This window comes from Enterobacter sp. RCC_40, assembly GCF_041360735.1.
In the GTDB taxonomy this organism is placed as follows: domain Bacteria; phylum Pseudomonadota; class Gammaproteobacteria; order Enterobacterales; family Enterobacteriaceae; genus Enterobacter; species Enterobacter ludwigii.
Genome location: NZ_JBFUPR010000007.1, coordinates 1 through 23,133, shown reverse-complemented (window position 1 = coordinate 23,133; position 23,133 = coordinate 1). Strand labels below are relative to the sequence as shown.

At 53.3% G+C, this 23,133-nt stretch carries 25 protein-coding genes and 1 other annotated feature; of the genes, 14 read left to right on the top strand and 11 right to left on the bottom strand.

The window, feature by feature from the left end:
• Positions 1-82: 82 nt before the first annotated feature.
• Positions 83-961: an NAD(+) kinase gene (gene nadK, locus AB6731_RS19280; protein ID WP_020883909.1), complete on the bottom strand. Its 879-nt coding sequence runs from the start codon at positions 959-961 to the stop codon at positions 83-85.
• 122 nt (positions 962-1,083) lie between these two features.
• On the opposite strand from nadK, the gene grpE reads away from it, so the two are divergent.
• Positions 1,084-1,677 carry a nucleotide exchange factor GrpE gene (grpE, locus tag AB6731_RS19275; RefSeq protein ID WP_020883911.1) on the top strand — a complete coding sequence of 198 codons (594 nt, stop codon included), beginning with the start codon at positions 1,084-1,086 and terminating at the stop codon, positions 1,675-1,677.
• Positions 1,678-1,728: 51 nt separating this feature from the next.
• On the opposite strand, the gene AB6731_RS19270 is transcribed toward grpE, so the two are convergent.
• Both AB6731_RS19270 and AB6731_RS19265 read right to left on the bottom strand, forming a co-directional pair.
• Positions 1,729-3,015 (bottom strand): HlyC/CorC family transporter, encoded by a 1,287-nt coding sequence (locus tag AB6731_RS19270; RefSeq protein ID WP_032670206.1) that lies wholly within the window; start codon positions 3,013-3,015, stop codon positions 1,729-1,731.
• Between the two features lie 18 nt (positions 3,016-3,033).
• Positions 3,034-3,825, bottom strand: coding sequence for an inner membrane protein YpjD (locus AB6731_RS19265; protein ID WP_003863130.1), 792 nt, complete (start codon positions 3,823-3,825; stop codon positions 3,034-3,036).
• Between the two features lie 166 nt (positions 3,826-3,991).
• Here AB6731_RS19265 and ffh point away from each other — a divergent pair, with 166 nt between their 5' ends.
• From ffh to AB6731_RS19230, 7 genes are all read left to right on the top strand, one after another.
• Positions 3,992-5,353, top strand: coding sequence for a signal recognition particle protein (gene ffh, locus AB6731_RS19260; protein ID WP_014171250.1), 1,362 nt, complete (start codon positions 3,992-3,994; stop codon positions 5,351-5,353).
• Between the two features lie 190 nt (positions 5,354-5,543).
• Positions 5,544-5,792, top strand: a complete 249-nt coding sequence (rpsP, locus tag AB6731_RS19255) for a 30S ribosomal protein S16 (protein ID WP_014171249.1) — start codon at positions 5,544-5,546, stop codon at positions 5,790-5,792.
• A 15-nt stretch (positions 5,793-5,807) separates the two neighbouring features.
• Entirely contained in the window at positions 5,808-6,347 is a 540-nt protein-coding gene (rimM, locus tag AB6731_RS19250) for a ribosome maturation factor RimM (protein ID WP_032670210.1), read from the top strand.
• A 31-nt stretch (positions 6,348-6,378) separates the two neighbouring features.
• The gene (gene trmD / locus AB6731_RS19245; RefSeq protein WP_014171247.1) at positions 6,379-7,146 is read left to right on the top strand and encodes a tRNA (guanosine(37)-N1)-methyltransferase TrmD; all 768 of its coding nucleotides are present in this window, start codon (positions 6,379-6,381) and stop codon (positions 7,144-7,146) included.
• 43 nt (positions 7,147-7,189) lie between these two features.
• The gene (gene rplS, locus AB6731_RS19240) at positions 7,190-7,537 is read left to right on the top strand and encodes a 50S ribosomal protein L19 (protein WP_002914145.1); all 348 of its coding nucleotides are present in this window, start codon (positions 7,190-7,192) and stop codon (positions 7,535-7,537) included.
• Positions 7,538-7,668: 131 nt separating this feature from the next.
• A complete protein-coding gene (locus tag AB6731_RS19235; RefSeq protein WP_025203431.1) occupies positions 7,669-8,073 on the top strand; it encodes a DUF2946 domain-containing protein in 405 nt (134 codons plus the stop codon).
• Between the two features lie 37 nt (positions 8,074-8,110).
• Positions 8,111-9,481, top strand: coding sequence for a PepSY-associated TM helix domain-containing protein (locus AB6731_RS19230; protein ID WP_371006675.1), 1,371 nt, complete (start codon positions 8,111-8,113; stop codon positions 9,479-9,481).
• A 2-nt stretch (positions 9,482-9,483) separates the two neighbouring features.
• On the opposite strand, the gene AB6731_RS19225 is transcribed toward AB6731_RS19230, so the two are convergent.
• The 4 genes from AB6731_RS19225 to AB6731_RS19210 form a co-directional block, all read right to left on the bottom strand.
• A complete protein-coding gene (locus tag AB6731_RS19225) occupies positions 9,484-9,969 on the bottom strand; it encodes an OmpA family protein (protein ID WP_014171244.1) in 486 nt (161 codons plus the stop codon).
• A gap of 12 nt (positions 9,970-9,981) precedes the next feature.
• A complete protein-coding gene (dgcN, locus tag AB6731_RS19220) occupies positions 9,982-11,202 on the bottom strand; it encodes a diguanylate cyclase DgcN (RefSeq protein WP_251885082.1) in 1,221 nt (406 codons plus the stop codon).
• Positions 11,195-11,683 carry a YfiR family protein gene (locus AB6731_RS19215; RefSeq protein ID WP_020883918.1) on the bottom strand — a complete coding sequence of 163 codons (489 nt, stop codon included), beginning with the start codon at positions 11,681-11,683 and terminating at the stop codon, positions 11,195-11,197. The genes dgcN and AB6731_RS19215 overlap by 8 nt, the downstream gene beginning before the upstream one ends.
• Before the next feature lie 201 nt (positions 11,684-11,884).
• Entirely contained in the window at positions 11,885-12,259 is a 375-nt protein-coding gene (locus tag AB6731_RS19210) for a DUF2799 domain-containing protein (protein ID WP_032680468.1), read from the bottom strand.
• Positions 12,260-12,473: 214 nt separating this feature from the next.
• On the opposite strand from AB6731_RS19210, the gene aroF reads away from it, so the two are divergent.
• The 3 genes from aroF to AB6731_RS19195 are packed head-to-tail and all read left to right on the top strand — an operon-like array spanning position 12,474 to position 15,609.
• Positions 12,474-13,544: a 3-deoxy-7-phosphoheptulonate synthase AroF gene (gene aroF, locus AB6731_RS19205; protein WP_371006674.1), complete on the top strand. Its 1,071-nt coding sequence runs from the start codon at positions 12,474-12,476 to the stop codon at positions 13,542-13,544.
• Between the two features lie 10 nt (positions 13,545-13,554).
• Complete coding sequence (gene tyrA / locus AB6731_RS19200; RefSeq protein ID WP_251885081.1) at positions 13,555-14,676, top strand: bifunctional chorismate mutase/prephenate dehydrogenase; 1,122 nt, start codon at positions 13,555-13,557, stop codon at positions 14,674-14,676.
• Between the two features lie 60 nt (positions 14,677-14,736).
• On the top strand, positions 14,737-15,609 hold the full coding sequence (locus AB6731_RS19195; RefSeq protein ID WP_014171237.1) for an SMP-30/gluconolactonase/LRE family protein: 873 nt from the start codon (positions 14,737-14,739) through the stop codon (positions 15,607-15,609).
• On the opposite strand, the gene pheA is transcribed toward AB6731_RS19195, so the two are convergent.
• From pheA to bamD, 4 genes are all read right to left on the bottom strand, one after another.
• Complete coding sequence (pheA, locus tag AB6731_RS19190) at positions 15,606-16,766, bottom strand: bifunctional chorismate mutase/prephenate dehydratase (protein WP_063925479.1); 1,161 nt, start codon at positions 16,764-16,766, stop codon at positions 15,606-15,608. The genes AB6731_RS19195 and pheA overlap by 4 nt on opposite strands.
• 29 nt (positions 16,767-16,795) lie before the next feature.
• Positions 16,796-16,921 (bottom strand) — a sequence feature (Phe leader region).
• A complete protein-coding gene (gene pheL, locus AB6731_RS19185) occupies positions 16,873-16,920 on the bottom strand; it encodes a pheA operon leader peptide PheL (protein ID WP_001386991.1) in 48 nt (15 codons plus the stop codon). (Overlaps the previous feature by 48 nt.)
• A 103-nt stretch (positions 16,922-17,024) precedes the next feature.
• The gene (gene raiA, locus AB6731_RS19180; RefSeq protein ID WP_003863162.1) at positions 17,025-17,366 is read right to left on the bottom strand and encodes a ribosome-associated translation inhibitor RaiA; all 342 of its coding nucleotides are present in this window, start codon (positions 17,364-17,366) and stop codon (positions 17,025-17,027) included.
• Positions 17,367-17,633: 267 nt separating this feature from the next.
• Complete coding sequence (gene bamD / locus AB6731_RS19175) at positions 17,634-18,371, bottom strand: outer membrane protein assembly factor BamD (protein WP_013098339.1); 738 nt, start codon at positions 18,369-18,371, stop codon at positions 17,634-17,636.
• 131 nt (positions 18,372-18,502) lie between these two features.
• On the opposite strand from bamD, the gene rluD reads away from it, so the two are divergent.
• The 3 genes from rluD to clpB all read left to right on the top strand — a co-directional run bounded on the left by rluD (position 18,503) and on the right by clpB (position 22,914).
• Positions 18,503-19,483, top strand: coding sequence for a 23S rRNA pseudouridine(1911/1915/1917) synthase RluD (gene rluD / locus AB6731_RS19170; protein ID WP_014171235.1), 981 nt, complete (start codon positions 18,503-18,505; stop codon positions 19,481-19,483).
• Complete coding sequence (gene yfiH / locus AB6731_RS19165) at positions 19,480-20,211, top strand: purine nucleoside phosphorylase YfiH (RefSeq protein WP_063213950.1); 732 nt, start codon at positions 19,480-19,482, stop codon at positions 20,209-20,211. The genes rluD and yfiH overlap by 4 nt, the downstream gene beginning before the upstream one ends.
• A gap of 129 nt (positions 20,212-20,340) precedes the next feature.
• Entirely contained in the window at positions 20,341-22,914 is a 2,574-nt protein-coding gene (clpB, locus tag AB6731_RS19160; RefSeq protein WP_032680474.1) for an ATP-dependent chaperone ClpB, read from the top strand.
• Positions 22,915-23,133 lie beyond the last annotated feature (219 nt).

Here is a 23,133-nt window from a genome sequence, read left to right as displayed (position 1 = left end):
TGTTTTCCTGTATGAAAAACCATGACTGTGTTTTCATACAGTATAAACTGGTTTTATATACAGTAAAGTACTGGATGCAAAATCAGAACAATTTTTTTGACCAGCCAAGCTTCGAGCTTAATGTATTGAAATAGCTGTAATCTTTCGGATGAATAAGATTCAGGTGGTAATCACACCGACGAATGAGAACATCTTCACCTTCCTGAATAGGCAGCGCAATCTGGCTGTCGCAGCTGATCTCCAGATCGTTACGGCGGTGCGAGAAACGCAGACGAATGGTGCTGCTGCTGTTGATCACCAGCGGACGCGCGGAGAGCGTGTGCGGGAACATCGGTACCAGGGTGATGGCATCCAGTGAAGGGGTGAGGATCGGGCCACCCGCAGAGAGCGAGTAGGCAGTCGACCCTGTCGGCGTGGAGATAATCAGCCCGTCAGAACGCTGCGAGAAGGCGAAGATTTCGTCGATATAGACTTCGAACTCAATCATGTGCGCCACTTTGCCGGGGTGGAGCACCACTTCATTAATCGCGGTGCTGATGCGCTTCTGGCAGTCCTGCTGACACACCTGCGCTTCCAGCAAAAAGCGTTTTTCGCTGATATAATGACCTTCCAGCACGTCGGCCAGCTGCTGCTGGGCGTTGTCCGGATCGAGGTCGGTCAGAAAGCCGAGATTGCCGCGGTTGATACCGATGACCTTGATGTCATAACGCGCGAGCGTTCGGGCCGCGCCGAGCATATTGCCGTCGCCACCGACCACCACGGCGAGATCCGCCTGCTGGCCAATTTCCGCCAGCGTGCCGGTTTTGACGCTCTTCAGCTGCAGCTCCTGAGCAATCTGCTGCTCGACCATCACTTCATAGCCTTTGCTACACAGCCAGCGATACAACATTTCATGTGTCGTCAATGCGGTAGGGTGACGCGGATGCCCGACGATCCCAATACACCTGAAATGATTATTCATTTTCTGGAGGTCCTTGTGCCTGATGAATGATGACAATCTGTCTTGTTCCCTTGAATCCCGGAAACTGATCCCCATAATAAGCGAAGTTAGCGATATGAATGCAGAAAAACGCGGAGAAATTCATGAGTAGTAAAGAACAGAAAACGCCTGAGGGGCAAGCCCCTGAAGAAATTATCACGGAACAGCACGATGATGTTGAGGCTGTAGAGCCGGACGCATCTGCTGAGCAGGTGGACCCGCGCGATGAAAAAATTGCGAATCTGGAAGCTCAGCTGGTAGAAGCACAGAATCGCGAACGCGACAGTGTTCTGCGCATCAAGGCTGAAATGGAAAACCTGCGCCGTCGTACCGAGCAGGACGTTGAGAAGGCGCATAAATTTGCGCTGGAGAAATTTATCAACGAACTGCTGCCGGTGATTGATAGCCTGGATCGCGCACTGGAAGTGGCTGATAAAGCTAACCCGGACAACACCGCGATGATCGAAGGTATCGAACTGACGCTGAAATCCATGCTGGATGTAGTACGTAAGTTTGGCGTGGAAGTGGTTGGCGATACCAACGTTCCGCTGGATCCAAACGTGCACCAGGCGATTGCGATGGTGGAATCAGAAGACGTTGAAGCCGGTAAAGTGCTTGGCGTGATGCAGAAAGGTTATACCCTGAACGGTCGTACCATTCGTGCTGCAATGGTTACCGTGGCGAAAGCGAAAGCGTAATTTGCCATCTGTAGTGCCGGGTGGCGGCTTGCGCCGTACCCGGCCTACTCTCTACTCAGCAATACTTTCCCGAATCGGTTTTACCGGCAGGACTTTCACCTGCTTAATCATATTGTCCTGCACGTCCAGGATATCAATATCGTATTGCTCAATGCGCACCCGCGTGCCCGCCGCCGGGATCTCTTCCAGTGCTTCCAGAATCATCCCGTTTATGGTGCGTGCTTCATCTTCCGGTAAATGCCAGTTAAAGGCTTTATTGAGCTCGCGAATGTTCGCGCTACCGTCGATCAGCACCGAGCCGTCGTTTTGCGGGGTGACTTCTTCCGCAAGGGAAGGGGACATTGAGGTGGTAAAGTCCCCGACAATCTCTTCCAGAATATCTTCAACCGTCACCAGCCCCTGAATATCCCCGTACTCATTGACCACCAGGCCGACCTTCTTCTTATTACGCTGGAACTTCACCAGCTGGGTGCTGAGCGGCGTTCCTTCCGGCACGTAATAAATTTCGTCGGCGGCGCGGAGCATCACCTCTTTGGTGAACTCTTTTTTCTCGGTCATCAGACGATAAGCTTCGCGCACGCGCAGCATGCTGATGGCATCGTCCAGAGAGTCGCGGTACAGCACGATACGGCCGTGCGGGGAGTGGGTCAGCTGGCGGACGATGGCTTTCCAGTCGTCATTGATATCAATGCCGACGATCTCGTTACGCGGCACCATGATGTCGTTAACGCTGACCTTTTCCAGATCCAGTACCGACAGCAGCATGTCCTGATTACGCCGGGAGATCTGTGAGCGTGATTCATGCACGATGGTGCGCAGCTCTTCTTTGCTGAGCGCGCTGCTGATGGTGACGTCTGCTTTGATACCGATCATCCGCATCAGGACACGCGTCACCATGTTCAGTAACCAGACCAGCGGCATCATCAGGATCAGCAGCGGTGCCAGCAGGAAGCTGCTGGGGTAGGCCACTTTTTCCGGGTAGAGCGCGGCGATGGTTTTAGGCAGCACTTCTGCAAACACCAGCACTACAAACGTCAGCACACCGGTGGCAATGGCGACGCCGGCGTTGCCGTACAGGCGCATCCCGACGATGGTACCGAGCGCAGAGGCAAGAATGTTGACGAGGTTGTTACCGATGAGCACCAGACTGATCAGACGATCCGGTTGACGCAGCAGTTTTTCGACGCGACGGGCGGCACGGTTACCCTGTTTAGCACGATGACGTAACCGGTAGCGGTTTAAGGTCATCATGCCGGTTTCCGAGCCGGAGAAATAGGCGGAGATGACCACCATGACGATCAGCGTAATGATCAGCGTGGTGGTAGAGATGTGTTCCAGGGGGAACTCCTTTGTTACTTAGCCAGCAAATTGCTGTATGAAGCGGCTGCCAAAATAGGCAAGGGTGAGAATGCCCGCGCCCGCGACGTTGAACCAGACCACGCGACGACCGCGCCAGCCTTCATGATAATGGCCCCATAACAGGACAATATAGACAAACCACGCGATGATGGAGAGGACCGCTTTATCGATATTCTCCACGCTGAACAGGTTTTTCATATAAAACAGGCCCGTGCACAGCGTTAACGTCAGCAGCACGACACCGACCTGCGTGATGTGGAACATCTTACGCTCAATCACCATCAGCGGCGGCATCTCATGGTTAAAGGCCAGCTTTTTGTTTTTCAGCTGGTAGTCAATCCAGGCGAGCTGCATGGCATAGAGCGCGGCGATAATGAGCGTTGCATAAGCGAAGAGTGACAGGCCGATATGCACCAGCATTCCCGGCGTCGCTTCCAGATGCGTAATAAACTCATTGGGCATAAACGTGGCTAAGGCCAGGTTGATCAGCGCGAAGGCATACACAATCGGCAGTAGCAGCCAGCCGCGGTTTTTAGAGGCGACAATGGTCATCACCGTACAGATCATCAGGCTGACCAACGAGCCGACGTTGAGCACGCTCAGGTTCTGTACGCTGCCATCGCCGGGGATAATGCGCGATTCCAGCGCGAACGCATGGCTTATCAGTGCGATCACCGCCGAAAGAATAGCCATGCGTCGCCAGCCGCTGTTTTTTTGCAGCAGTCCTGGAATGATCAGCGCGAGGCTGACAGAGTAGGCAACAAGGGCGATCAGTGCGAAAACAGGCATATAGGCATCGACAGTTGTCTTAATAAGAAAGAGAAGCAGTATAACGTTACGTGACGCCTGCTCCAACCGTTGCATAACAACAAAGCCGCCTTCATGTTATACTCCGGCAAAATTCTGTGTATGTGTCGCTGCCAGCGACCCAACGTTTCTACTCAGGCGAGAGACAATGTTTGATAATTTAACCGATCGTTTGTCGCGCACGCTGCGCAACATCAGCGGCCGCGGACGCCTTACCGAAGACAACATCAAGGAAACGCTGCGCGAAGTGCGCATGGCGCTGCTGGAAGCAGACGTCGCGTTGCCGGTTGTTCGTGATTTTATCAACCGCGTTAAAGAGAAGGCGGTTGGTCATGAAGTTAACAAGAGCCTGACCCCTGGTCAGGAGTTCGTCAAAATCGTCCGTAACGAACTGGTTTCGGCGATGGGCGAAGAGAACCAGGTGCTTAACCTGGCGGCACAGCCACCGGCCGTCGTGCTGATGGCGGGCCTGCAGGGTGCGGGTAAAACCACCAGCGTGGGTAAGCTGGGTAAATTCCTGCGAGAAAAGCACAAGAAAAAAGTGCTGGTCGTTTCTGCGGACGTCTATCGCCCGGCGGCGATTAAACAGCTGGAAACCCTGGCGCAGCAGGTCAGCGTGGATTTCTTCCCGTCTGACGTTGCCCAGAAGCCTGTCGACATCGTTAACGCGGCGCTGAAAGAGGCGAAGCTGAAATTCTACGACGTGCTGCTGGTGGATACCGCCGGTCGTCTGCACGTTGACGAAGCGATGATGGATGAGATCAAACAGGTGCATGCCGCTATCAATCCGGTAGAGACCCTGTTTGTTGTTGACGCCATGACCGGTCAGGATGCGGCGAACACCGCGAAAGCGTTTAACGAAGCGCTGCCGTTAACCGGCGTAGTGCTGACCAAAGTGGACGGTGACGCCCGCGGCGGTGCGGCGCTTTCGATTCGTCATATCACCGGCAAGCCGATTAAATTCCTCGGTGTGGGTGAGAAAACCGAAGCGCTGGAGCCGTTCCACCCGGACCGTATCGCCTCCCGTATCCTCGGCATGGGCGACGTGCTGTCGCTTATCGAAGATATCGAGAGTAAGGTTGACCGCGCCCAGGCTGAGAAGCTGGCCAGCAAGCTGAAAAAAGGCGACGGCTTTGACCTGACCGATTTCCTTGAGCAGCTGCGTCAGATGAAAAACATGGGCGGCATGGCAAGCCTGATGGGCAAACTGCCGGGCATGGGCCAGATCCCTGACAACGTAAAAGCGCAGATGGATGACAAGGTGCTGGTGCGTATGGAGGCGATCATCAACTCGATGACCCTCAAGGAACGAGCTAACCCGGACATCATCAAAGGGTCCCGCAAACGCCGTATCGCAGCCGGTTGCGGCATGCAGGTGCAGGACGTAAACCGCCTTCTGAAACAGTTCGACGACATGCAGCGCATGATGAAGAAAATGAAGAAAGGCGGCATGGCGAAGATGATGCGTGGCATGAAGGGCATGATGCCGCCAGGATTCCCTGGCCGTTAATCGCCTGGCTGTTGGCTATTTTGATGCCAGGGTGTGCCCGAAAAGCACACCCTGGCCGTGTTTTGCAGCAGAGTTTTAACTGCTGATTGCATTTTCCCCAGAAATCAGTAAAATTTTCGGGCTTTTAATATGACACCCGGGCTCCGTTCCTCGATGGGGCCCGGTTGTTTTATTCACACAAGAGGATGTTATGGTAACTATTCGTTTAGCACGTCACGGCGCTAAAAAGCGTCCGTTCTACCAGGTTGTTGTTACTGACAGCCGTAATGCACGCAACGGTCGCTTCATTGAGCGCGTTGGTTTCTTCAACCCGATCGCTTCTGGTTCTGAAGAAGAAACCCGTCTGGATCTGGATCGTATCGCTCACTGGGTTGGCCAGGGCGCTACTGTTTCCGATCGCGTTGCTACGCTGATCAAAGCAGCAAACAAAGCAGCTTAATCTGTCACGGTGGTCATGATGAGCAATAAAGCACCTGTTGAACCGATTGTATTGGGCAAAATGGGTTCTTGCTACGGTATTCGTGGTTGGCTCAGAGTGTTTTCCTCCACTGAAGACGCTGATAGCATTTTTAATTACCAGCCCTGGTTTATCCAGAAAGCCGGTAAGTGGGAAGAGGTCGAGCTGGAAAGCTGGCGTCACCACAATCAGGACATCATCATCAAGCTGAAAGGCATTGACGATCGTGATGCCGCGAATGCACTGACTAATTGTGAAATTATCGTGGATTCGTCGCAGTTGCCGCAGCTGGAAGAGGGCGACTACTACTGGAAAGACCTTATGGGTTGCCAGGTGGTCACCACTGAAGGTTATAGCCTGGGGAAAGTCATCGACATGATGGAAACCGGGTCAAATGACGTTCTCGTCATTAGGGCAAACCTGAAAGATGCATTTGGCATCAAGGAGCGGTTGGTTCCGTTCCTCGATGGACAGGTTATCAAGAAAGTCGATCTCGCTACTCAAACGATTGAAGTAGATTGGGATCCTGGTTTTTAAATTCTCCGGATAAACGGTAAAAGACGGCGCTATGTGGATTGGCATAATTAGCCTGTTTCCTGAAATGTTCCGCGCGATTACCGATTACGGGGTAACTGGCCGGGCAGTAAAGAATGGCCTGCTGAACATCCAGAGCTGGAGTCCTCGTGACTTTACGCATGACCGGCACCGTACCGTGGACGATCGTCCTTACGGCGGCGGACCGGGGATGTTAATGATGGTGCAACCCTTACGGGACGCCATTCACACAGCAAAAGCCGCGGCAGGTGAAGGCGCGAAGGTGATTTATCTGTCACCTCAGGGACGCAAGCTTGATCAAGCGGGCGTCAGCGAACTGGCGACGAATCAAAAATTGATTCTGGTCTGTGGTCGCTACGAAGGGATAGATGAGCGCGTAATTCAAACCGAGATTGACGAAGAATGGTCTATCGGCGATTACGTACTCAGCGGTGGTGAGTTACCAGCGATGACGCTGATTGACTCCGTTGCCCGGTTCATTCCGGGTGTACTGGGCCATGAAGCTTCGGCAACGGAAGATTCCTTTGCTGATGGATTGCTGGACTGTCCACACTACACTCGTCCTGAAGTGTTAGAAGGGATGGAAGTACCGGCGGTGTTACTGTCAGGAAACCATGCTGAGATACGTCGCTGGCGTTTGAAGCAGTCGCTGGGCCGAACCTGGCTTAGAAGACCTGAACTTCTGGAAAACCTGGCTCTGACTGAAGAGCAAGCAAAGTTGCTGGCCGAGTTCAAAAAAGAACACGCGCAACAGCAGCATGAACATGATGGGAATGCGTAATACGCTCCCGAATATCAGTTTACCCAGGATAAGAGATTAAATTATGAGCAACATTATTAAGCAACTTGAACAAGAGCAGATGAAGCAGGACGTACCTTCCTTCCGTCCAGGTGACACCGTGGAAGTGAAAGTATGGGTTGTTGAAGGTTCCAAAAAACGTCTGCAGGCATTCGAGGGCGTGGTTATCGCTATTCGTAACCGCGGTCTGCACTCTGCATTCACTGTTCGTAAAATTTCCAACGGCGAAGGCGTTGAGCGTGTCTTCCAGACTCACTCTCCGGTAGTTGACAGCATTGCTGTTAAACGTCGTGGTGCTGTACGTAAAGCTAAACTGTACTACCTGCGTGAGCGTACTGGTAAGTCTGCTCGTATTAAAGAGCGTCTGAACTAAGATTCGCTTAAGCGACATCCTGTTAAAAAGGGCTGGCCGAAAGGCTGGCCCTTTTTTATTCCATCGCACCTCTCGCATTAACCCTTTCGTCATAAATCATTTACAATGCTGGCCTCTTAACGGGAGGGAAAGTGGATAACGTACTGCATCGGCATAACTGGAAACGCGCAGCGGCTTTGACCGCGCTGTTTGCGATCCTGCTGATCGTGGTTGCGCCGCTTATCTCCATCTCGCTGCAAAAAGATCCCATGAGCGCCATGCCGGGAATGCATCATGACATGAGCATGATGTCGATGGATGAGCACCATGGCGATATGCCGCACTCGATGCCCGTCGACCATGCGGAAGCGTGTGGCTACTGTGTACTGTTAGCGCATGTGCCGGGCGTGATGCTGGCGCTGATTGTACTGCTCAGTGTCGTACTGCAAAGGAGCCGCGTTACACCGCCGCAACCGCCGGTCAGCCACTGGCACTTTTTCCCCTGGCTCTTTCCTGATACCCGCGCGCCGCCGCGGCAGTCTGCTTTTTCCCTTTAAAAAAAAGCGATAACTTTTTGCCTTAAAAAGGAAAAGTATGACTACCTGCACTCCGCGCGCGGCATGGGGAAACCTGCTGCGTCGACTCCATTTCTATGTCGGGCTGTTTGTTGGCCCGTTTATCTTCTTCGCCGCGCTGACCGGTACGCTGTATGTGGCGACACCGCAGCTGGAAAACGCGCTCTACCGGCACGCGTTGCACACGGATTCAATGGGAGAGGCACGGCCTCTGGCCGAGCAGATTGCCGTGGCGGAAAACGCCGTGGGTTCAGATCTGCGCCTGCATGCCGTTCGTCCGGGGCTGGTTGACGGTGATACTACCCGCGTGATGTTCGCTGACCCTGCGCTTGGCCCGTCGGAGAACCGCGCTATCTTTGTGGATCCCGTGAGCCTTGAGGTGCGGGGCGATATGACGGTGTACGGCACGAGTGGCATTCTACCGTTGCGCCAGACCATCGATTATCTGCACACCTCGTTGATGCTTGGCGATGTCGGGCGTCTCTATAGCGAGCTGGCCGCCTCCTGGATGTGGGTTGCCGCGCTGGGTGGAATCGCCCTGTGGTTTTACACCCGACCAAAACGTCGGATGAACAACCGTTTCCAGAACCGCCGTCGTGTGCATGTGGCACTGGGCTGGGTGTTGCTGGGGGGAATGTTATTGTTCTCAGCGACAGGCCTGACGTGGTCTCAGTGGGCGGGCGGTAACGTGGATACACTGCGTGCCCGGATGAACTGGCTTACGCCGCAGGTCAATACTACGCTCTCCGGTATGCCTGCCATCATGGACGAGCACGCTGAGCACCGGGGGCATCATAGCGGGATGATGATGCCCGGGATGGTGATGGATCCGACGCTTTTTGATGACGTCCTGCATGCCGCCCGCACGGCGGGTATAGATGCCAGCAAGCTCGAAATCCGCCCGGCGAAAACGGCTGAACAGGCCTGGACCGTGACGGAAATCGATCGCAGCTGGCCGACTCAGGTCGACGCGGTGGCGGTCGATCCGCACGCCATGCACATTCTGGACAGAACCCGGTTTGAAGATTTCCCGTTAATGGCAAAACTGACCCGCTGGGGTGTGGATTTCCACATGGGGATCTTGTTTGGGCTGGCCAATCAGCTGTTGCTGATCGCGTTCGGTATTGCCCTGTGCGTGCTGATCGTCTGGGGATACCGGATGTGGTGGATGCGTCGTCCGGCGCAATCGGTCGGGAACCCGGTTCAGACGCTCTGTCAGAGCTGGCTGGCGCTATCGGGATGGGGAAGAGCCGTCACGGCGATGGTGAGTGTCCTGCTGGGGCTGGCGATGCCGGTGATGGGGGTGAGTCTGGCCCTGTTTGTGCTGGTCGACTGGCTGCGCTGGCGAGCGGCAACAGGCGTGTCGCTCGCAGAATCATCGGTTAAATAACCTTATGGCGTGCTGATAACCACCGCAACCCGGCGGTTTTCAGCGCGCCCTTTTGCAGTACTGTTGCTCGCAACAGGGTATTTTTTGCCTAACCCCTGCGTGGTGAGGTTGCTGCGCGGGATATTGGCTCCCTTCGCCCAGGCGTCGGCTACCGCATTTGCACGTTTCAATGACAGCGCTTCGTTGTAGCGCTCTTCGCCGTAGTTGTCCGTGTGACCGTCCATACGCGCGTGGTTCAGGCCGGTTGCCGCGAGGCGAGAGGCCATGGTCTTGATCTGCGTTTCACTTTCCGCACGTAGCCTGGCGTCATTTTTATCAAACAGGATGGTATCTGACAGGCCAAGAGACCAGTCGCCGTTCAGCTCGTTAAAACCGTAAGACTTCATCGCCGCAATCTGCTCAGGAGTGAACTTGCCTTGCGGCGGTGACTGGCAACCTGCCAGCACGACTGAGGCTAATAACAACGGCGCGAAGTATCGCTTTAACATATCGTTTCCCTTCTAATTTATCGTTTTTGTACGCTGGTTTTTAACCAGGTACATATTGCGGTCGGCTTTCTCCAGTAATGCTTCCACAGAACCATTTTCCCACGCCAGAGCAAAGCCAATACTGAGTGACATTGATGCTTTTTGCCCGTTATGCAATTCGAACGGGCGGATAAACTGCTGCGATAAGGCAGCACAAAGATGTTGAACCTCAGGCTCTGAATGGACGCCGTACAGCACCATGGCAAACTCGTCGCCGCCAAGGCGGTATGACTGATGGCGCTTATCACCGAACTCGACCATTCTTCTGGCGACTTCAATCAGCACACAGTCTCCTGCCGCGTGTCCCCAGGTGTCATTAATAAACTTAAAATTATCACCGTCGAGGAAGAGCAGGGCCGAGTTTGTTTTTGCTGCGGGGTCATTCATTAATGCCGCGATGCTGTTACGAAATGCCGCACGGTTGGCAAGACCTGTCAGCGGGTCGTGCATGGCGGTGCGTAATAGCTGGGCGTTTTTCGCCTGCAGTTTAAGCTGCCACTCCTCCATTTCATCCAGAAGGCTGTTGAAGTCCTCGCCAAACTGGTGAAATTCTTCAATGCGCCCGTCTTTCACCCGTCGGGAGAAGTTACGGTTAGTGCGTACGTCATGAACGACGTCAGTAATGTTTTGCAGCGCTGTAACCATGCCGTGATGCAAGGATTGCGTAATGGTCAGTGCGACCACCGTCGCAAACAGAATACAGCCGGTGAGAACGGCAAACGACATCCAGATGAAGTGGCTTATCAGGCTGTCACGCGCGGTAAGGCGTATTTCGCCAATCGTTGAGCCGTTATGGAATACGGGCTGGGAAATCGGCTCGGGGAAAAGCCAGCGGCTGACCAGTGCGCCCAGAGTGTCGTTGTTATCCGCCGGGTTCCACGACCAGTACGCAAAGCGTTTTTTGTGCACGTTGAGGACTTCAGCCACGGCAAACTGGCCCTGTTTGCCAAGGGCGGCAAGCGTTTCATTGGCTGCCACTGAATCGTTGAACACCAGGGAGGCTTCAAGGCTGTGGCTCATGGTGGCGCCGGTTAATTCGAGATTCTTTTGTGCGTATTGCTTTAATGTCACGACGGAGGCAAAACAGAGGAGCAGCCATATTAATGTCATCGTGATGATGACGCTTATCATGCTGATTCGTCTGAGTGTTCTTTTAAACGTCGGACGTGGCGCTGAAGTGAAATCTTTATCCATGCTGCTTATTCCGTGCGAGCATTAATACATCCGGATTGACTCTCACGCCACTGCGAGTCAGCGCATCCAGATTGACGGAAAACCGGACATGGTTGCGATCAATTATCAGGCAAAAGGCGCTGCCAATAATACATTCCGGATTTTGCTCTGAGATTAATAGCAATGCTCTGCCCTGATACTGACTTATTAATTCACGTTGTTTTACGGGGGATTCCGCCCCGAAATAAATAGCATCACACGTCGCGGACAGGGCTTCCTGATCGTTACGCACAATAACGGGGGTATAAGGTAATTCGCTTTGCCCGTCCTTGCTGGTGAGTGCATGCGTGTAGTGAGAAGAAGCATAAACACAGAGTTTTGGCTGGCCGGAAAGTGACGGCCATCGGGTGTAGCTCACAATACCTGAAACGATCGAACGTACCGATTTATCGGTTTCGGTGAACGTGCCTGCCGCCGCTGCGCCCACCATAAGGAACAGCATTAGCACCAGAGTGAGTCGGAAAAAAGAGATCAAGGATAAATTTCTCACCAGAATCCGCCACTTCGCTCCGGAAATAGATGTCCTTAAGAGTTGTGGGCAGAATACCATTGTTTACCAAAGCCGTCATTATGTCAGAATTTTCCCTGCCTCGACCTAAGCTAAATCCTACACTTTGTTATATTCCGGTGAATAAAAAGAGGCTTAATTAAGTCTGCTGGAGCGCATGCTTTCATCCATGCCTTTTTGCCATGACTCGTGCAGTTTTGCTGCATTTTCAGCAGTATCGCAGCTGGCAGGAAAAGATTTGCCCGCTAATCCCCAGGCGTGGAGAAAACCTTCTTCACACACTTTCTTCTGTCCGTCTGCATATCCCCGGAGATATTCACTACGATCAACTTGTGGATCATTAAAATTATCGGCCAGCGTCTGGTTATCTTTAACCGGCAGACCATTCATGGCGTCTTCTTTACCTGCATCAAACCAGCTGGGGCTGGTCCAGTCCGGGTGGAAGGTATAAGGATTGATTTGGCAACCCGATAAAATGAGCGACAACAGCACCAGAGCAATTGAACGCATAGCCATTCTCCTTTTTTCTTCAGCATAGCCTGGTAACGGAAATTAGGGGTGTAATTTAAAATTTACGGATCTGGCGGCTGATTTTTGCAATAAATTGGCATTCGTAAAGAAAAGTGTACGTATTTTGGATTGAAATCTTTACTTGTTATGGTATCGTTGTTTCACCTCTTCGAGGAAAACAACTATCGCAAACGAGCTTTACAGGATCGCAATCATGCAAAAAGACGCGCTGAACAACGTACACATCACTGACGAACAGATTTTGATTACTCCGGATCAACTGAAAGCGGAATTCCCGCTGAGCGTCGCGCAGGAGGCTCAAATTGAGCACTCGCGTCAGACCATTTCAGACATTATCGCTGGCCGCGATCCGCGCCTGCTGGTGGTATGTGGTCCTTGTTCTATTCACGATCCTGAAACCGCCATTGAGTACGCTCGTCGATTTAAAACATTAGCGGAGGAGGTCAGCGATAGCCTCTATCTGGTAATGCGCGTCTATTTTGAGAAGCCACGTACCACCGTTGGCTGGAAAGGGTTGATTAACGATCCGCACATGGATGGCTCGTTTGATGTGGAAGCAGGGCTGAAAATTGCGCGTCGCCTGCTGGTGGAGCTGGTCAGCATGGGGCTGCCGCTGGCCACTGAAGCGCTGGATCCGAACAGCCCGCAGTACCTGGGCGACCTGTTTAGCTGGTCTGCCATTGGGGCACGCACCACAGAATCACAAACCCACCGCGAGATGGCGTCTGGTCTGTCGATGCCGGTTGGTTTTAAAAACGGTACTGATGGCAGCCTGGCCACCGCGATTAACGCCATGCGTGCCGCTGCAATGCCACACCGTTTTGTCGGCATTAACCAGGCGGGGCAGGTTTGCCTCCTGCAAACGCAGGGTAACCCGGATGGTCACGTGATCCTGCGCGGTGGCAAAGCACCGAACTACAGCCCGGCAGATGTGGCACAGTGTGAAAAAGAGATGGAGCAGGCGGGACTGCGCCCGGCACTGATGGTAGATTGCAGTCATGGTAATTCGAATAAAGATTACCGTCGTCAGCCTGCGGTTGCGGAATCTGTGGTGGCACAGATAAAAGACGGCAACCGTTCTATTATCGGTCTGATGATTGAGAGCAATATTCATGAAGGCAATCAGTCATCTGAACAACCGCGCAGCGCAATGAAGCACGGCGTATCCGTCACGGATGCCTGCATCAGCTGGGAAACCACCGACGCGCTGCTGCGTGAGATCCATAAAGATGTAAGCGGCCAGCTGGCGACGCGTCTGGCTTAAGAGGGTAGTTATGGTTGCTGAATTGACCGCGTTACGCGATCAAATTGATGAAGTGGATAAGGCGTTGCTGGACCTGCTGGCGCGCCGTATGGCTCTGGTTGCCGAAGTGGGTGAGGTAAAAAGCAAATACGGCCTGCCGATTTACGTCCCGGAGCGTGAGGCATCCATGCTGGCCTCGCGGCGCAAAGAGGCCCTGGCGCTGGGCGTCTCGCCGGATCTGATTGAAGATGTCTTGCGTCGCGTAATGCGGGAATCTTATTCCAGCGAAAACGATAAGGGCTTCAAAACCCTCTGTCCGTCCCTGCGCCCGGTGGTTATTGTGGGTGGTGCGGGCCAGATGGGGCGTCTGTTTGAAAAAATGCTGACGCTTTCTGGTTATCAGGTTCGCATTCTGGAAAAAGAGGACTGGGAACACGCGCCAGCGCTGATGGCCGATGCGGGGATGGTTATCGTCAGCGTGCCTATCCACGTGACGGAGCAGATCATCGGCAAGCTTCCACCGTTGCCGAAAGATTGCATCCTGGTTGACCTTGCATCGGTCAAAAATGGCCCCCTGCAGGCGATGCTGGCGGCGCATACTGGCCCGGTGCTTGGCCTGCACCCGATGTTTGGTCCGGACAGTGGCAGCCTGGCGAAGCAGGTTGTGGTGTACTGCGATGGTCGTCAGCCGGAGGCCTATCAGTGGTTCCTGGAACAGATTCAGGTATGGGGGGCCAGGTTGCACCGGATCAGCGCGGTAGAGCACGATCAGAACATGGCGTTCATTCAGGCGCTGCGCCACTTTGCGACCTTTGCCTACGGTTTGCATCTGGCGGAAGAGAATGTGCAGCTTGAACAGCTGCTGGCGCTCTCTTCGCCGATCTATCGCCTGGAGCTGGCGATGGTCGGGCGTTTGTTCGCTCAGGATCCACAGCTTTACGCCGACATTATTATGTCCTCTGAGAACAACCTGGCGCTTATCAAACGTTATTATCAGCGGTTTGGTGAAGCGATCACCTTGCTGGAGCATGGCGATAAGCAGGCGTTTATCGACAGCTTCCGTAAAGTCGAGCACTGGTTTGGCGATTATGCGCAACGTTTTCAGAGTGAGAGCCGCACGCTTTTGCGTCAGGCAAATGACAGTCGCCAGTAATGCGATGATGTATATACTAAAAGCCAGCAATGCTGGCTTTTTTCACTTTGGGGAACTGTTATGGCCGAACCGCAGCCGCTGTTGAATTACACCGGGCATCTGCCCGAATGTCCGACATGGAGTGCCGAAGAGCATGCGCTCTACTGGGCAGATATTCTGGAGGGGGAGATCCACCGTTATCATCTGCCTACCGCGGAACACACGGTACTCTCTTTCCATGAAGAAGTAGGCTGTTTCGCTCTGCGTGAGCGTGGCGGCTTTATCGTCGCGATGCGCAATGGCATCTGGCTTGCTGACAAGCACGGCCTGCTTCAGCGCAAGGTGTGTGATAACCCCTCTAACCCGCAACTGGCGCGTTTTAATGATGGCGGTACCGATCATCATGGACGGTTCTATGCGGGAACCTTCTGGGGGCCGGGGGATTACAACGGCGCCATGCTGATGCGTATCGATAATGACCTGACGCCGAAAGTGATCCAGTGTGATATTCACGGGCACAACGGTCTGGCATTCAGCCCGGACAAACAGTGGATGTTCACCTCTGACACGCCAAATGGCGTTATCTACCGCACGCCGCTTGATGAGCAAGGTGAGCCGGGGAAACGCGAGATATTCCGCCGCTTTAAAGAGGGGGAGGGCATACCCGACGGTGCTGCGATGGATGAAGAAGGCTGCTACTGGAGCGCAATGTTTGATGGCTGGCGTATCGCGCGCTTTTCACCGCAGGGGGAACAACTGGAAGAGCATCGCATGCCGGTTCGTTGTCCGACGATGGTCTGCTTTGGCGGCGAGGATATGAAAACCCTGTTTATCACGACCACGCGGGAAAATATGGATGCGGATGAAGTGGCACAGTATCCGCTCTCCGGCGCCATCTTCACCCTGCCCGTCAGCGTGGCAGGGATGAAGAAAAGCCGCTTTATCGAACGTTAAGCCGGGTCAACCGGCACGACGTTTTCGCTCGGATAGCAGCCCAGCACTTTCATTGAGCGGGTGATTTCTCCCAGTTCACGCAGGGCTTTCTGCATGGATGCAGATTCCAGGTTGGCCTGGATATCCAGATAAAACATCTCTTCCCACGGATTACCATGAATCGGGCGCGATTCCAGCTTCGTCATGATCAGGTTGTGGTTACGCAGTACCAGCAGGGCCTCAACCAGCGCACCCGCCTGCTGCCCGGTCGCCATCAGCAGCGTCGTTTTAGCCGGAACCTGCTCAGAGACATTGATGGCTTTACGGGCCAGTACCACGAAGCGGGTGATATTTTGCGTCTGGTTCGCCAGGTTGCGTTCCAGTACCTGCAGGCCATACAGCGCTCCGCCCGCCTCGCTGCCAAGCGCGGCCACCGCCGGGGAATTGGCCTGCATCACTTTTTCCATCGCCGCAGAAGTGCTTTCGGTGTACTCAATTTTCCAGTTCGGATAACGGTTGAGGAATTGACTGCACTGCTGGAACGGTTGTGGGTGACTGTACACCGTCTCGATTTGGCTCAGGTCGGTTGAGCCAGAGACCAGTATGCAGTGATCGATAGGGATGGTCATCTCGCCAACCAGCGACAGCGTAGTGTGCTGCAGAAGATCGTACACGTCGTTAATGGCACCAGAGCTGGTGTTTTCAATCGGTACGACGGCGTAATCCGCCTGTCCGGTTTCGACCTGATTGAAAATATCAGCAAATTTTGCGCAGCCGCTTTCAATAAACTCTTCGAAATGACGCGCTGCGTACTGGCGCGCGGCAAGGTGAGAGTAAGAGCCTTTAGGGCCGAGGAAGGCGACACGTGCAGAGTGCGGGTTCGTTTTATTCAGATGCTGCTGGAGTAGCGCTTGCTGGGTCAGAACGGAGTCTTCGATGATGAGCTGGAACAAACGGGTGATGTAATGGGCGTCGAGGTGGTGCGCTTTACCAAGCTGAATCAGGCGTTCCAGCAGGTCGCGTTCACGGTCGATATCACGCACCGGCCGATGGGAGTCCAGCTTGGCTTTTCCCACTTCGATGGCGAGTGTGCGACGTTCTGCCAGCAGGGCCAGTAATTTTTCGTCCAGTGCGCTGATTTTCACTCGCAGGTCCAGTAACGGGTTTTCCGGTGTCATAGTGTTGCCTGTCTCGTTTATCGTTATTAATAAAAAAGGCCTCCCGGTGTGGGAGGCCTTGTTGTTCGTCTTCGCATTCTTTATCACACGACGAAACGCCTCCCAATCAGGGGAAGGTAAAAAAGAATGCGAAGAAAAACGGTGTGTGTTTCATGAAATCATCCTGTCGTTGATACCGTTAAAGTACCCGTACTGTTTTCACGCTGTCAATAAAAAACGCGCCCGAAGGCGCGTTGGCGGTAAACTCAATTTAAAGGATTACTCTTCTTCAACTTCTTCCGCGAAGCTGGCGTCTTTCACCGACGTTGCGGCGCGACGGGCTTCACCTTTGTGTTGCACTTTATTGAGCTGCCGTTCCAGCTTGTTGATCAAATCGTTAATAGCGGTGTACATATCCTCGTGTTTTGCGCTGGCGACCAGATGGCCGTTTGGAGTATTGATAGTTGCGTCAGCGATGAAACCTTGCGGCTCCTTGGACAGGATGATATGTGGGTTAATCAAATGTGTTTGCCATTTATCCAGTTTGGCGAGACGGTCTGCGACGTGTTGGCGGATTGCCGGAGTAATTTCCATTTGTTTACTGGTAATGTTCATTGTCATAAATTTTACCTCTTGTCTTTCCGTCTTGGTGATTCCAGCATACCTGTCCTAATGTCAAAATGTGTGATTTAGATCACGTTATTTTGTCGGTTTTTGTCAGGGAATGTTTTTTGTGAGGCAGGGCAGGAAGAGGTGATATTTACCTTGTAGAAGGCCCGATTTGCGGTCATAGTTGATAGGATGTGTTGAGGCTAAACCGCTTCAGCTGATCTCTGAACGCATAAAAAAACGGCAGCCTTCGGGCTGCCGTTTCGCATTGAGGCAATATCAGGTGTTGCTGCTGTTCGCGGCGATGATTTTCGCCACTTTGTCAGCCTGTGCGGTCATCTGCATTTGACGGTAAGCATTTTCCATCAGCTTCAGGCCATCACGCGTTGCCTGTGTATCCGGGTAATCACGCAGCATACCTTCTACACGATTAACCACGGCAACCCATGCGCCACGGCGGGTATAGTATTCCGCAACGGAGTATTCGTATTTCGCCAGACGATCTTTCAGGAACACCAGACGTTTGGTCGCGTCAGTGACGTACTGGCTGTTCGGGTAGCCGCGCACCAGTTTGGAGAAGTCGTTGAAAGCATCACGCGCATGCTGCGGGTCACGGTCAGAGCGATCCACACCGAAGAAACCTTGCAGGGCACTGTCGTCCAGCGCCATGTTGGTAAGACCGCGCATGTACATGACGTAATCGATGTTAGGATGAGTCGGGTTCAGACGCATGAAACGATCGATGGTTGCCTGAGCCAGCGGCAGATCGGCATTTTTATAGTAGGCATAGATGAGATCTAACTGTACCTGCTGCGAATACGGACCAAATGGATAGCGATTATCCAACGCTTCCAGTTGCGTTATCGCCTGTTTCCAGTTACCGTCCTGCAACTTTTGTTGTGCAGTCGCATAGATTTCATTCGGCGGATTGTCAGGGACCTGTTCATTTGAACCGGAGCAGCCCACCAAAGCCAGGCTCAACGTGGCCGCTGCCACCAGATATTTCATGCGCGTCATGACGTTTTGACTTTCCTCAAATGTTTGTCCGGGAGAAACTCTGTTCCTGCTCCCGATTAAGACCAGCTACAATAGCACACTATATTAAACGGCAAAGCCGTAAAACCCAACGTTAAACGAAGAAGCAGTTTATGGCACAACGAGTAGAACTCACCGCAACAGTCTCCGAAAATCAGCTCGGTCAACGCTTAGATCAGGCTTTGGCCGAATTGTTCCCTGATTATTCGCGTTCACGCATAAAAGAATGGATCCTTGACCAGCGCGTGCTGGTAAACGGCAAGATCTGGGACAAACCAAAAGAGAAAGTGTTAGGTGGGGAAGCTGTCGCCATCAATGCTGAAATCGAAGAGGATATCCGCTTCGAGCCGCAGGATATCCCGCTGAACATCGTCTATGAAGATGATGACATCCTGGTGATCAACAAGCCACGTGATCTGGTTGTTCATCCGGGCGCGGGGAACCCTGATGGCACAGTGCTTAACGCACTTCTCCATTATTACCCGCCTATCGTGGATGTTCCGCGCGCCGGCATCGTTCACCGTCTGGATAAAGACACCACGGGTCTGATGGTGGTGGCAAAGACCGTTCCAGCTCAGACACGTCTGGTGGAATCTCTGCAGCTGCGTGAAATCACCCGTGAATATGAAGCGGTGGCCATTGGTCATATGACCGCTGGCGGCACGGTGGAAGAACCTATCAGCCGTCACCCAACCAAACGTACCCATATGTCGGTGCATCCGATGGGTAAGCCTGCGGTGACGCACTACCGCATTATGGAACACTTCCGCATTCATACGCGTCTGCGTCTGCGTCTGGAAACCGGTCGTACTCACCAGATCCGTGTTCATATGGCGCACATTACCCATCCGCTGGTGGGCGATCAGGTCTACGGTGGTCGTCCGCGTCCGCCAAAAGGCGCATCGGATGAGTTTATTAGCGTACTGCGTAAGTTTGATCGCCAGGCGCTGCACGCAACGATGCTGCGTCTTTACCATCCTATCACCGGTATTCAGATGGAATGGCACGCGCCGATCCCACAGGATATGGTCGACCTTATTGACGCCATGCGTGTTGATTTTGAAGAACATAAAGATCAAGTGGACTGGTTATGACCAAACTGATTGTCCCGGAGTGGCCACTGCCTGAGGGCGTGGCTGCCTGCAGTTCAACCCGTATCGGCGGTGTGAGCCAGGGCGCGTGGGAATCTTTGAATCTCGGCGCACACTGTGGTGACAACCTGGAGCACGTTGAAGAAAACCGCAAACGCCTCTTTGCTGCCGGGAATTTACCGTCGAAACCGGTCTGGCTGGAACAGGTTCACGGTAAAACGGTATTGCCGTTAACGGGCGAACCCTATGCGTCTAAACGGGCCGATGCGTCTTACAGTGATACCCCGGGAACGGTATGTGCGGTAATGACTGCCGATTGCCTGCCGGTTCTGTTCTGTAACCGTGCCGGTACCGAGGTGGCAGCAGCGCATGCGGGCTGGCGTGGTCTGTGTGAAGGTGTGCTCGAAGAGACCGTCGCCTGCTTTAAAGATGACCCTGCGAATATCATGGCCTGGCTCGGCCCGGCCATTGGTCCTCATGCGTTTGAAGTGGGGCCCGAGGTCCGCGAAGCCTTTATGGAGAAAGATCTGCAGGCCGCGGATGCTTTCCTTCCTGCCGGGGAAAAATATTTGGCCGATATTTACCTGTTGGCCCGCCAGCGCCTGAATAATGTCGGCGTGACGCAGATCTTCGGCGGCGATCGCTGTACCTTCACCGAAAAGGGTGATTTTTTCTCTTATCGCCGCGACAAGACGACAGGTCGTATGGCAAGTTTTATTTGGCTGATATAACCTAAAGAATCAAGACGATCCGGAACGTGCCGTTTTCTTTTCACATAATTCAGGTCATTAACCTTGAATAATTGAGGGATGACCTCATTTAATCTCCAGTAGCAAATTTGACCTGTTATGGGAGGAGTTATGCGTCTGGATCGTCTTACTAATAAATTCCAGCTTGCTCTCGCCGATGCCCAGTCCCTTGCACTGGGGCACGACAACCAATTCATCGAACCTCTTCATTTAATGAGCGCCTTGTTGAATCAGGAAGGGGGATCGGTACGTCCGTTATTAACGTCTGCCGGCATTAATGCTGGCCAGTTACGCACCGCCATCGATCAGGCCCTGAGCCGTTTACCTCAGGTAGAAGGTACCGGTGGCGACGTTCAGCCGTCTCAGGATCTGGTGCGTGTGCTGAATCTTTGCGACAAGCTGGCGCAAAAACGTGGGGACAACTTTATTTCGTCAGAACTTTTCGTTCTGGCGGCGCTTGAATCACGCGGTACCTTGACCGACCTGCTGAAATCTGCCGGCGCAACCACCGCCAATGTGACTCAGGCGATTGAGAAAATGCGCGGAGGTGAAAGCGTGAACGATCAGGGAGCCGAAGACCAACGTCAGGCTTTGAAAAAATTTACGGTCGACCTGACCGAGCGTGCCGAGCAGGGCAAGCTTGACCCGGTGATCGGCCGTGATGAAGAGATTCGCCGTACTATCCAGGTACTGCAGCGTCGTACCAAAAACAACCCGGTGCTGATTGGTGAGCCGGGGGTCGGTAAAACCGCCATCGTCGAAGGTCTGGCGCAGCGCATTGTGAACGGTGAAGTGCCGGAAGGGCTGAAAGGTCGTCGTGTACTGGCGCTCGACATGGGGGCGCTGGTGGCCGGGGCGAAATACCGCGGTGAGTTCGAAGAGCGTCTGAAAGGCGTGCTTAACGACCTGGCGAAACAGGAAGGCAACGTCATTCTGTTTATTGACGAACTGCACACCATGGTCGGCGCAGGTAAAGCAGACGGCGCGATGGATGCCGGTAATATGCTAAAACCAGCCCTGGCACGTGGGGAACTTCACTGCGTAGGGGCTACCACGCTGGATGAGTACCGTCAGTACATCGAAAAAGATGCTGCGCTGGAACGTCGTTTCCAGAAAGTGTTTGTTGCTGAGCCTAGCGTTGAAGATACCATCGCGATTTTGCGTGGGCTGAAAGAACGTTATGAACTGCATCACCATGTGCAGATTACTGACCCGGCGATTGTTGCAGCGGCCACGCTTTCGCATCGTTATATCGCTGACCGTCAGTTGCCCGATAAAGCAATCGACCTTATTGATGAAGCGGCCTCGAGCATTCGTATGCAGATTGACTCGAAACCGGAAGAGCTGGACAGGCTTGACCGTCGCATCATCCAGCTCAAACTGGAACAGCAGGCACTGAAGAAAGAGTCTGATGAAGCCAGTAAGAAACGGCTGGATATGCTCAACGAAGAACTGGACGATAAAGAGCGTCAGTACTCTGAGCTGGAAGAAGAGTGGAAAGCGGAGAAAGCTTCACTCTCGGGTACTCAGACAATTAAAGCTGAACTGGAACAGGCGAAAATTGCCATTGAGCAAGCGCGTCGTGTGGGTGACCTGGCGCGAATGTCTGAACTGCAGTACGGCAAAATTCCTGAGCTTGAAAAACAGCTTGAGATCGCCACGCAGTCGGAAGGCAAAACGATGCGTCTGTTACGAAACAAAGTAACGGATGAGGAGATCGCTGAAGTGCTGGCTCGCTGGACCGGTATTCCGGTTGCGCGCATGATGGAAAGCGAACGCGACAAACTGCTGCGCATGGAGCAGGATCTGCATCAGCGCGTGATTGGTCAGAACGAGGCGGTTGAAGCGGTCTCTAATGCCATTCGCCGTAGCCGTGCAGGGTTGTCTGACCCTAATCGTCCGATCGGTTCGTTCCTGTTCCTGGGGCCTACGGGTGTCGGTAAAACCGAACTGTGTAAGGCACTGGCTAACTTCATGTTTGACAGCGATGACGCGATGGTCCGTATCGATATGTCCGAGTTTATGGAGAAACACTCCGTTTCGCGACTGGTCGGTGCGCCTCCAGGATATGTGGGTTATGAAGAAGGTGGCTACCTGACAGAAGCGGTGCGCCGTCGTCCTTATTCCGTCATCCTGCTGGATGAAGTGGAAAAAGCGCATCCGGATGTGTTCAACATTCTGCTGCAGGTTCTTGACGATGGACGGCTGACCGACGGACAGGGGAGAACGGTCGACTTCCGTAACACGGTAGTGATCATGACCTCGAACCTGGGTTCCGATTTGATTCAGGAACGTTTCGGTGAACTGGACTACGGCCATATGAAGGATCTGGTGATGGGCGTGGTAAGCCATAGCTTCCGTCCAGAGTTCATTAACCGTATTGATGAAGTGGTAGTGTTCCATCCTTTGGGTGAGAAACATATTGCGTCGATTGCGCAGATTCAGCTGCAGCGTCTGTATAAACGTCTGGAAGAGCGTGGATATGAAATTCACATCTCCGATGATGCGCTGAAGCTCTTGAGCGCAAATGGGTACGATCCGGTTTATGGGGCGCGTCCGCTGAAACGCGCAATCCAGCAACAGATCGAAAACCCACTGGCGCAGCAGATACTCTCCGGGGAGCTGATTCCGGGCAAAGTTATCCGTCTGGAAGCCAACGACGACAAAATTGTGGCAGTGCAGTAAGTCACAAAACGCAAAAACGGGCCGCTTGCGGCTCGTTTTTGTTTAAAAACCAGGCCAGAATTGAGGTCTGGGATGCAAATTGCCTGGAAAGTGAGCAGTCAGTAAATAATTTTCACTTTATCCTTGCAGCTTCAGAATTACCCCCTATAATGCGCCTCCACTGACACGGAACAACGGCACACACGCCGCCGGGTCAGCAGAGATAAGCGAAAATAAATG

Coding starts and splice junctions, on each gene's coding strand:
- AB6731_RS19225 (WP_014171244.1), bottom strand. CDS start 9,969: ATGTTAAAGCGATACTTCGCGCCGTTGTTATTAGCCTCAGTCGTGCTG.
- yfiH (WP_063213950.1), top strand. CDS start 19,480: ATGACCAAACTGATTGTCCCGGAGTGGCCACTGCCTGAGGGCGTGGCT.
- dgcN (WP_251885082.1), bottom strand. CDS start 11,202: ATGGATAAAGATTTCACTTCAGCGCCACGTCCGACGTTTAAAAGAACA.
- AB6731_RS19230 (WP_371006675.1), top strand. CDS start 8,111: ATGACTACCTGCACTCCGCGCGCGGCATGGGGAAACCTGCTGCGTCGA.
- trmD (WP_014171247.1), top strand. CDS start 6,379: ATGTGGATTGGCATAATTAGCCTGTTTCCTGAAATGTTCCGCGCGATT.
- rplS (WP_002914145.1), top strand. CDS start 7,190: ATGAGCAACATTATTAAGCAACTTGAACAAGAGCAGATGAAGCAGGAC.
- rpsP (WP_014171249.1), top strand. CDS start 5,544: ATGGTAACTATTCGTTTAGCACGTCACGGCGCTAAAAAGCGTCCGTTC.
- tyrA (WP_251885081.1), top strand. CDS start 13,555: ATGGTTGCTGAATTGACCGCGTTACGCGATCAAATTGATGAAGTGGAT.
- AB6731_RS19195 (WP_014171237.1), top strand. CDS start 14,737: ATGGCCGAACCGCAGCCGCTGTTGAATTACACCGGGCATCTGCCCGAA.
- pheA (WP_063925479.1), bottom strand. CDS start 16,766: ATGACACCGGAAAACCCGTTACTGGACCTGCGAGTGAAAATCAGCGCA.
- nadK (WP_020883909.1), bottom strand. CDS start 961: ATGAATAATCATTTCAGGTGTATTGGGATCGTCGGGCATCCGCGTCAC.
- aroF (WP_371006674.1), top strand. CDS start 12,474: ATGCAAAAAGACGCGCTGAACAACGTACACATCACTGACGAACAGATT.
- grpE (WP_020883911.1), top strand. CDS start 1,084: ATGAGTAGTAAAGAACAGAAAACGCCTGAGGGGCAAGCCCCTGAAGAA.
- rluD (WP_014171235.1), top strand. CDS start 18,503: ATGGCACAACGAGTAGAACTCACCGCAACAGTCTCCGAAAATCAGCTC.
- rimM (WP_032670210.1), top strand. CDS start 5,808: ATGATGAGCAATAAAGCACCTGTTGAACCGATTGTATTGGGCAAAATG.
- bamD (WP_013098339.1), bottom strand. CDS start 18,371: ATGACGCGCATGAAATATCTGGTGGCAGCGGCCACGTTGAGCCTGGCT.
- AB6731_RS19215 (WP_020883918.1), bottom strand. CDS start 11,683: ATGCTGTTCCTTATGGTGGGCGCAGCGGCGGCAGGCACGTTCACCGAA.
- clpB (WP_032680474.1), top strand. CDS start 20,341: ATGCGTCTGGATCGTCTTACTAATAAATTCCAGCTTGCTCTCGCCGAT.
- AB6731_RS19210 (WP_032680468.1), bottom strand. CDS start 12,259: ATGCGTTCAATTGCTCTGGTGCTGTTGTCGCTCATTTTATCGGGTTGC.
- raiA (WP_003863162.1), bottom strand. CDS start 17,366: ATGACAATGAACATTACCAGTAAACAAATGGAAATTACTCCGGCAATC.
- AB6731_RS19265 (WP_003863130.1), bottom strand. CDS start 3,825: ATGCCTGTTTTCGCACTGATCGCCCTTGTTGCCTACTCTGTCAGCCTC.
- ffh (WP_014171250.1), top strand. CDS start 3,992: ATGTTTGATAATTTAACCGATCGTTTGTCGCGCACGCTGCGCAACATC.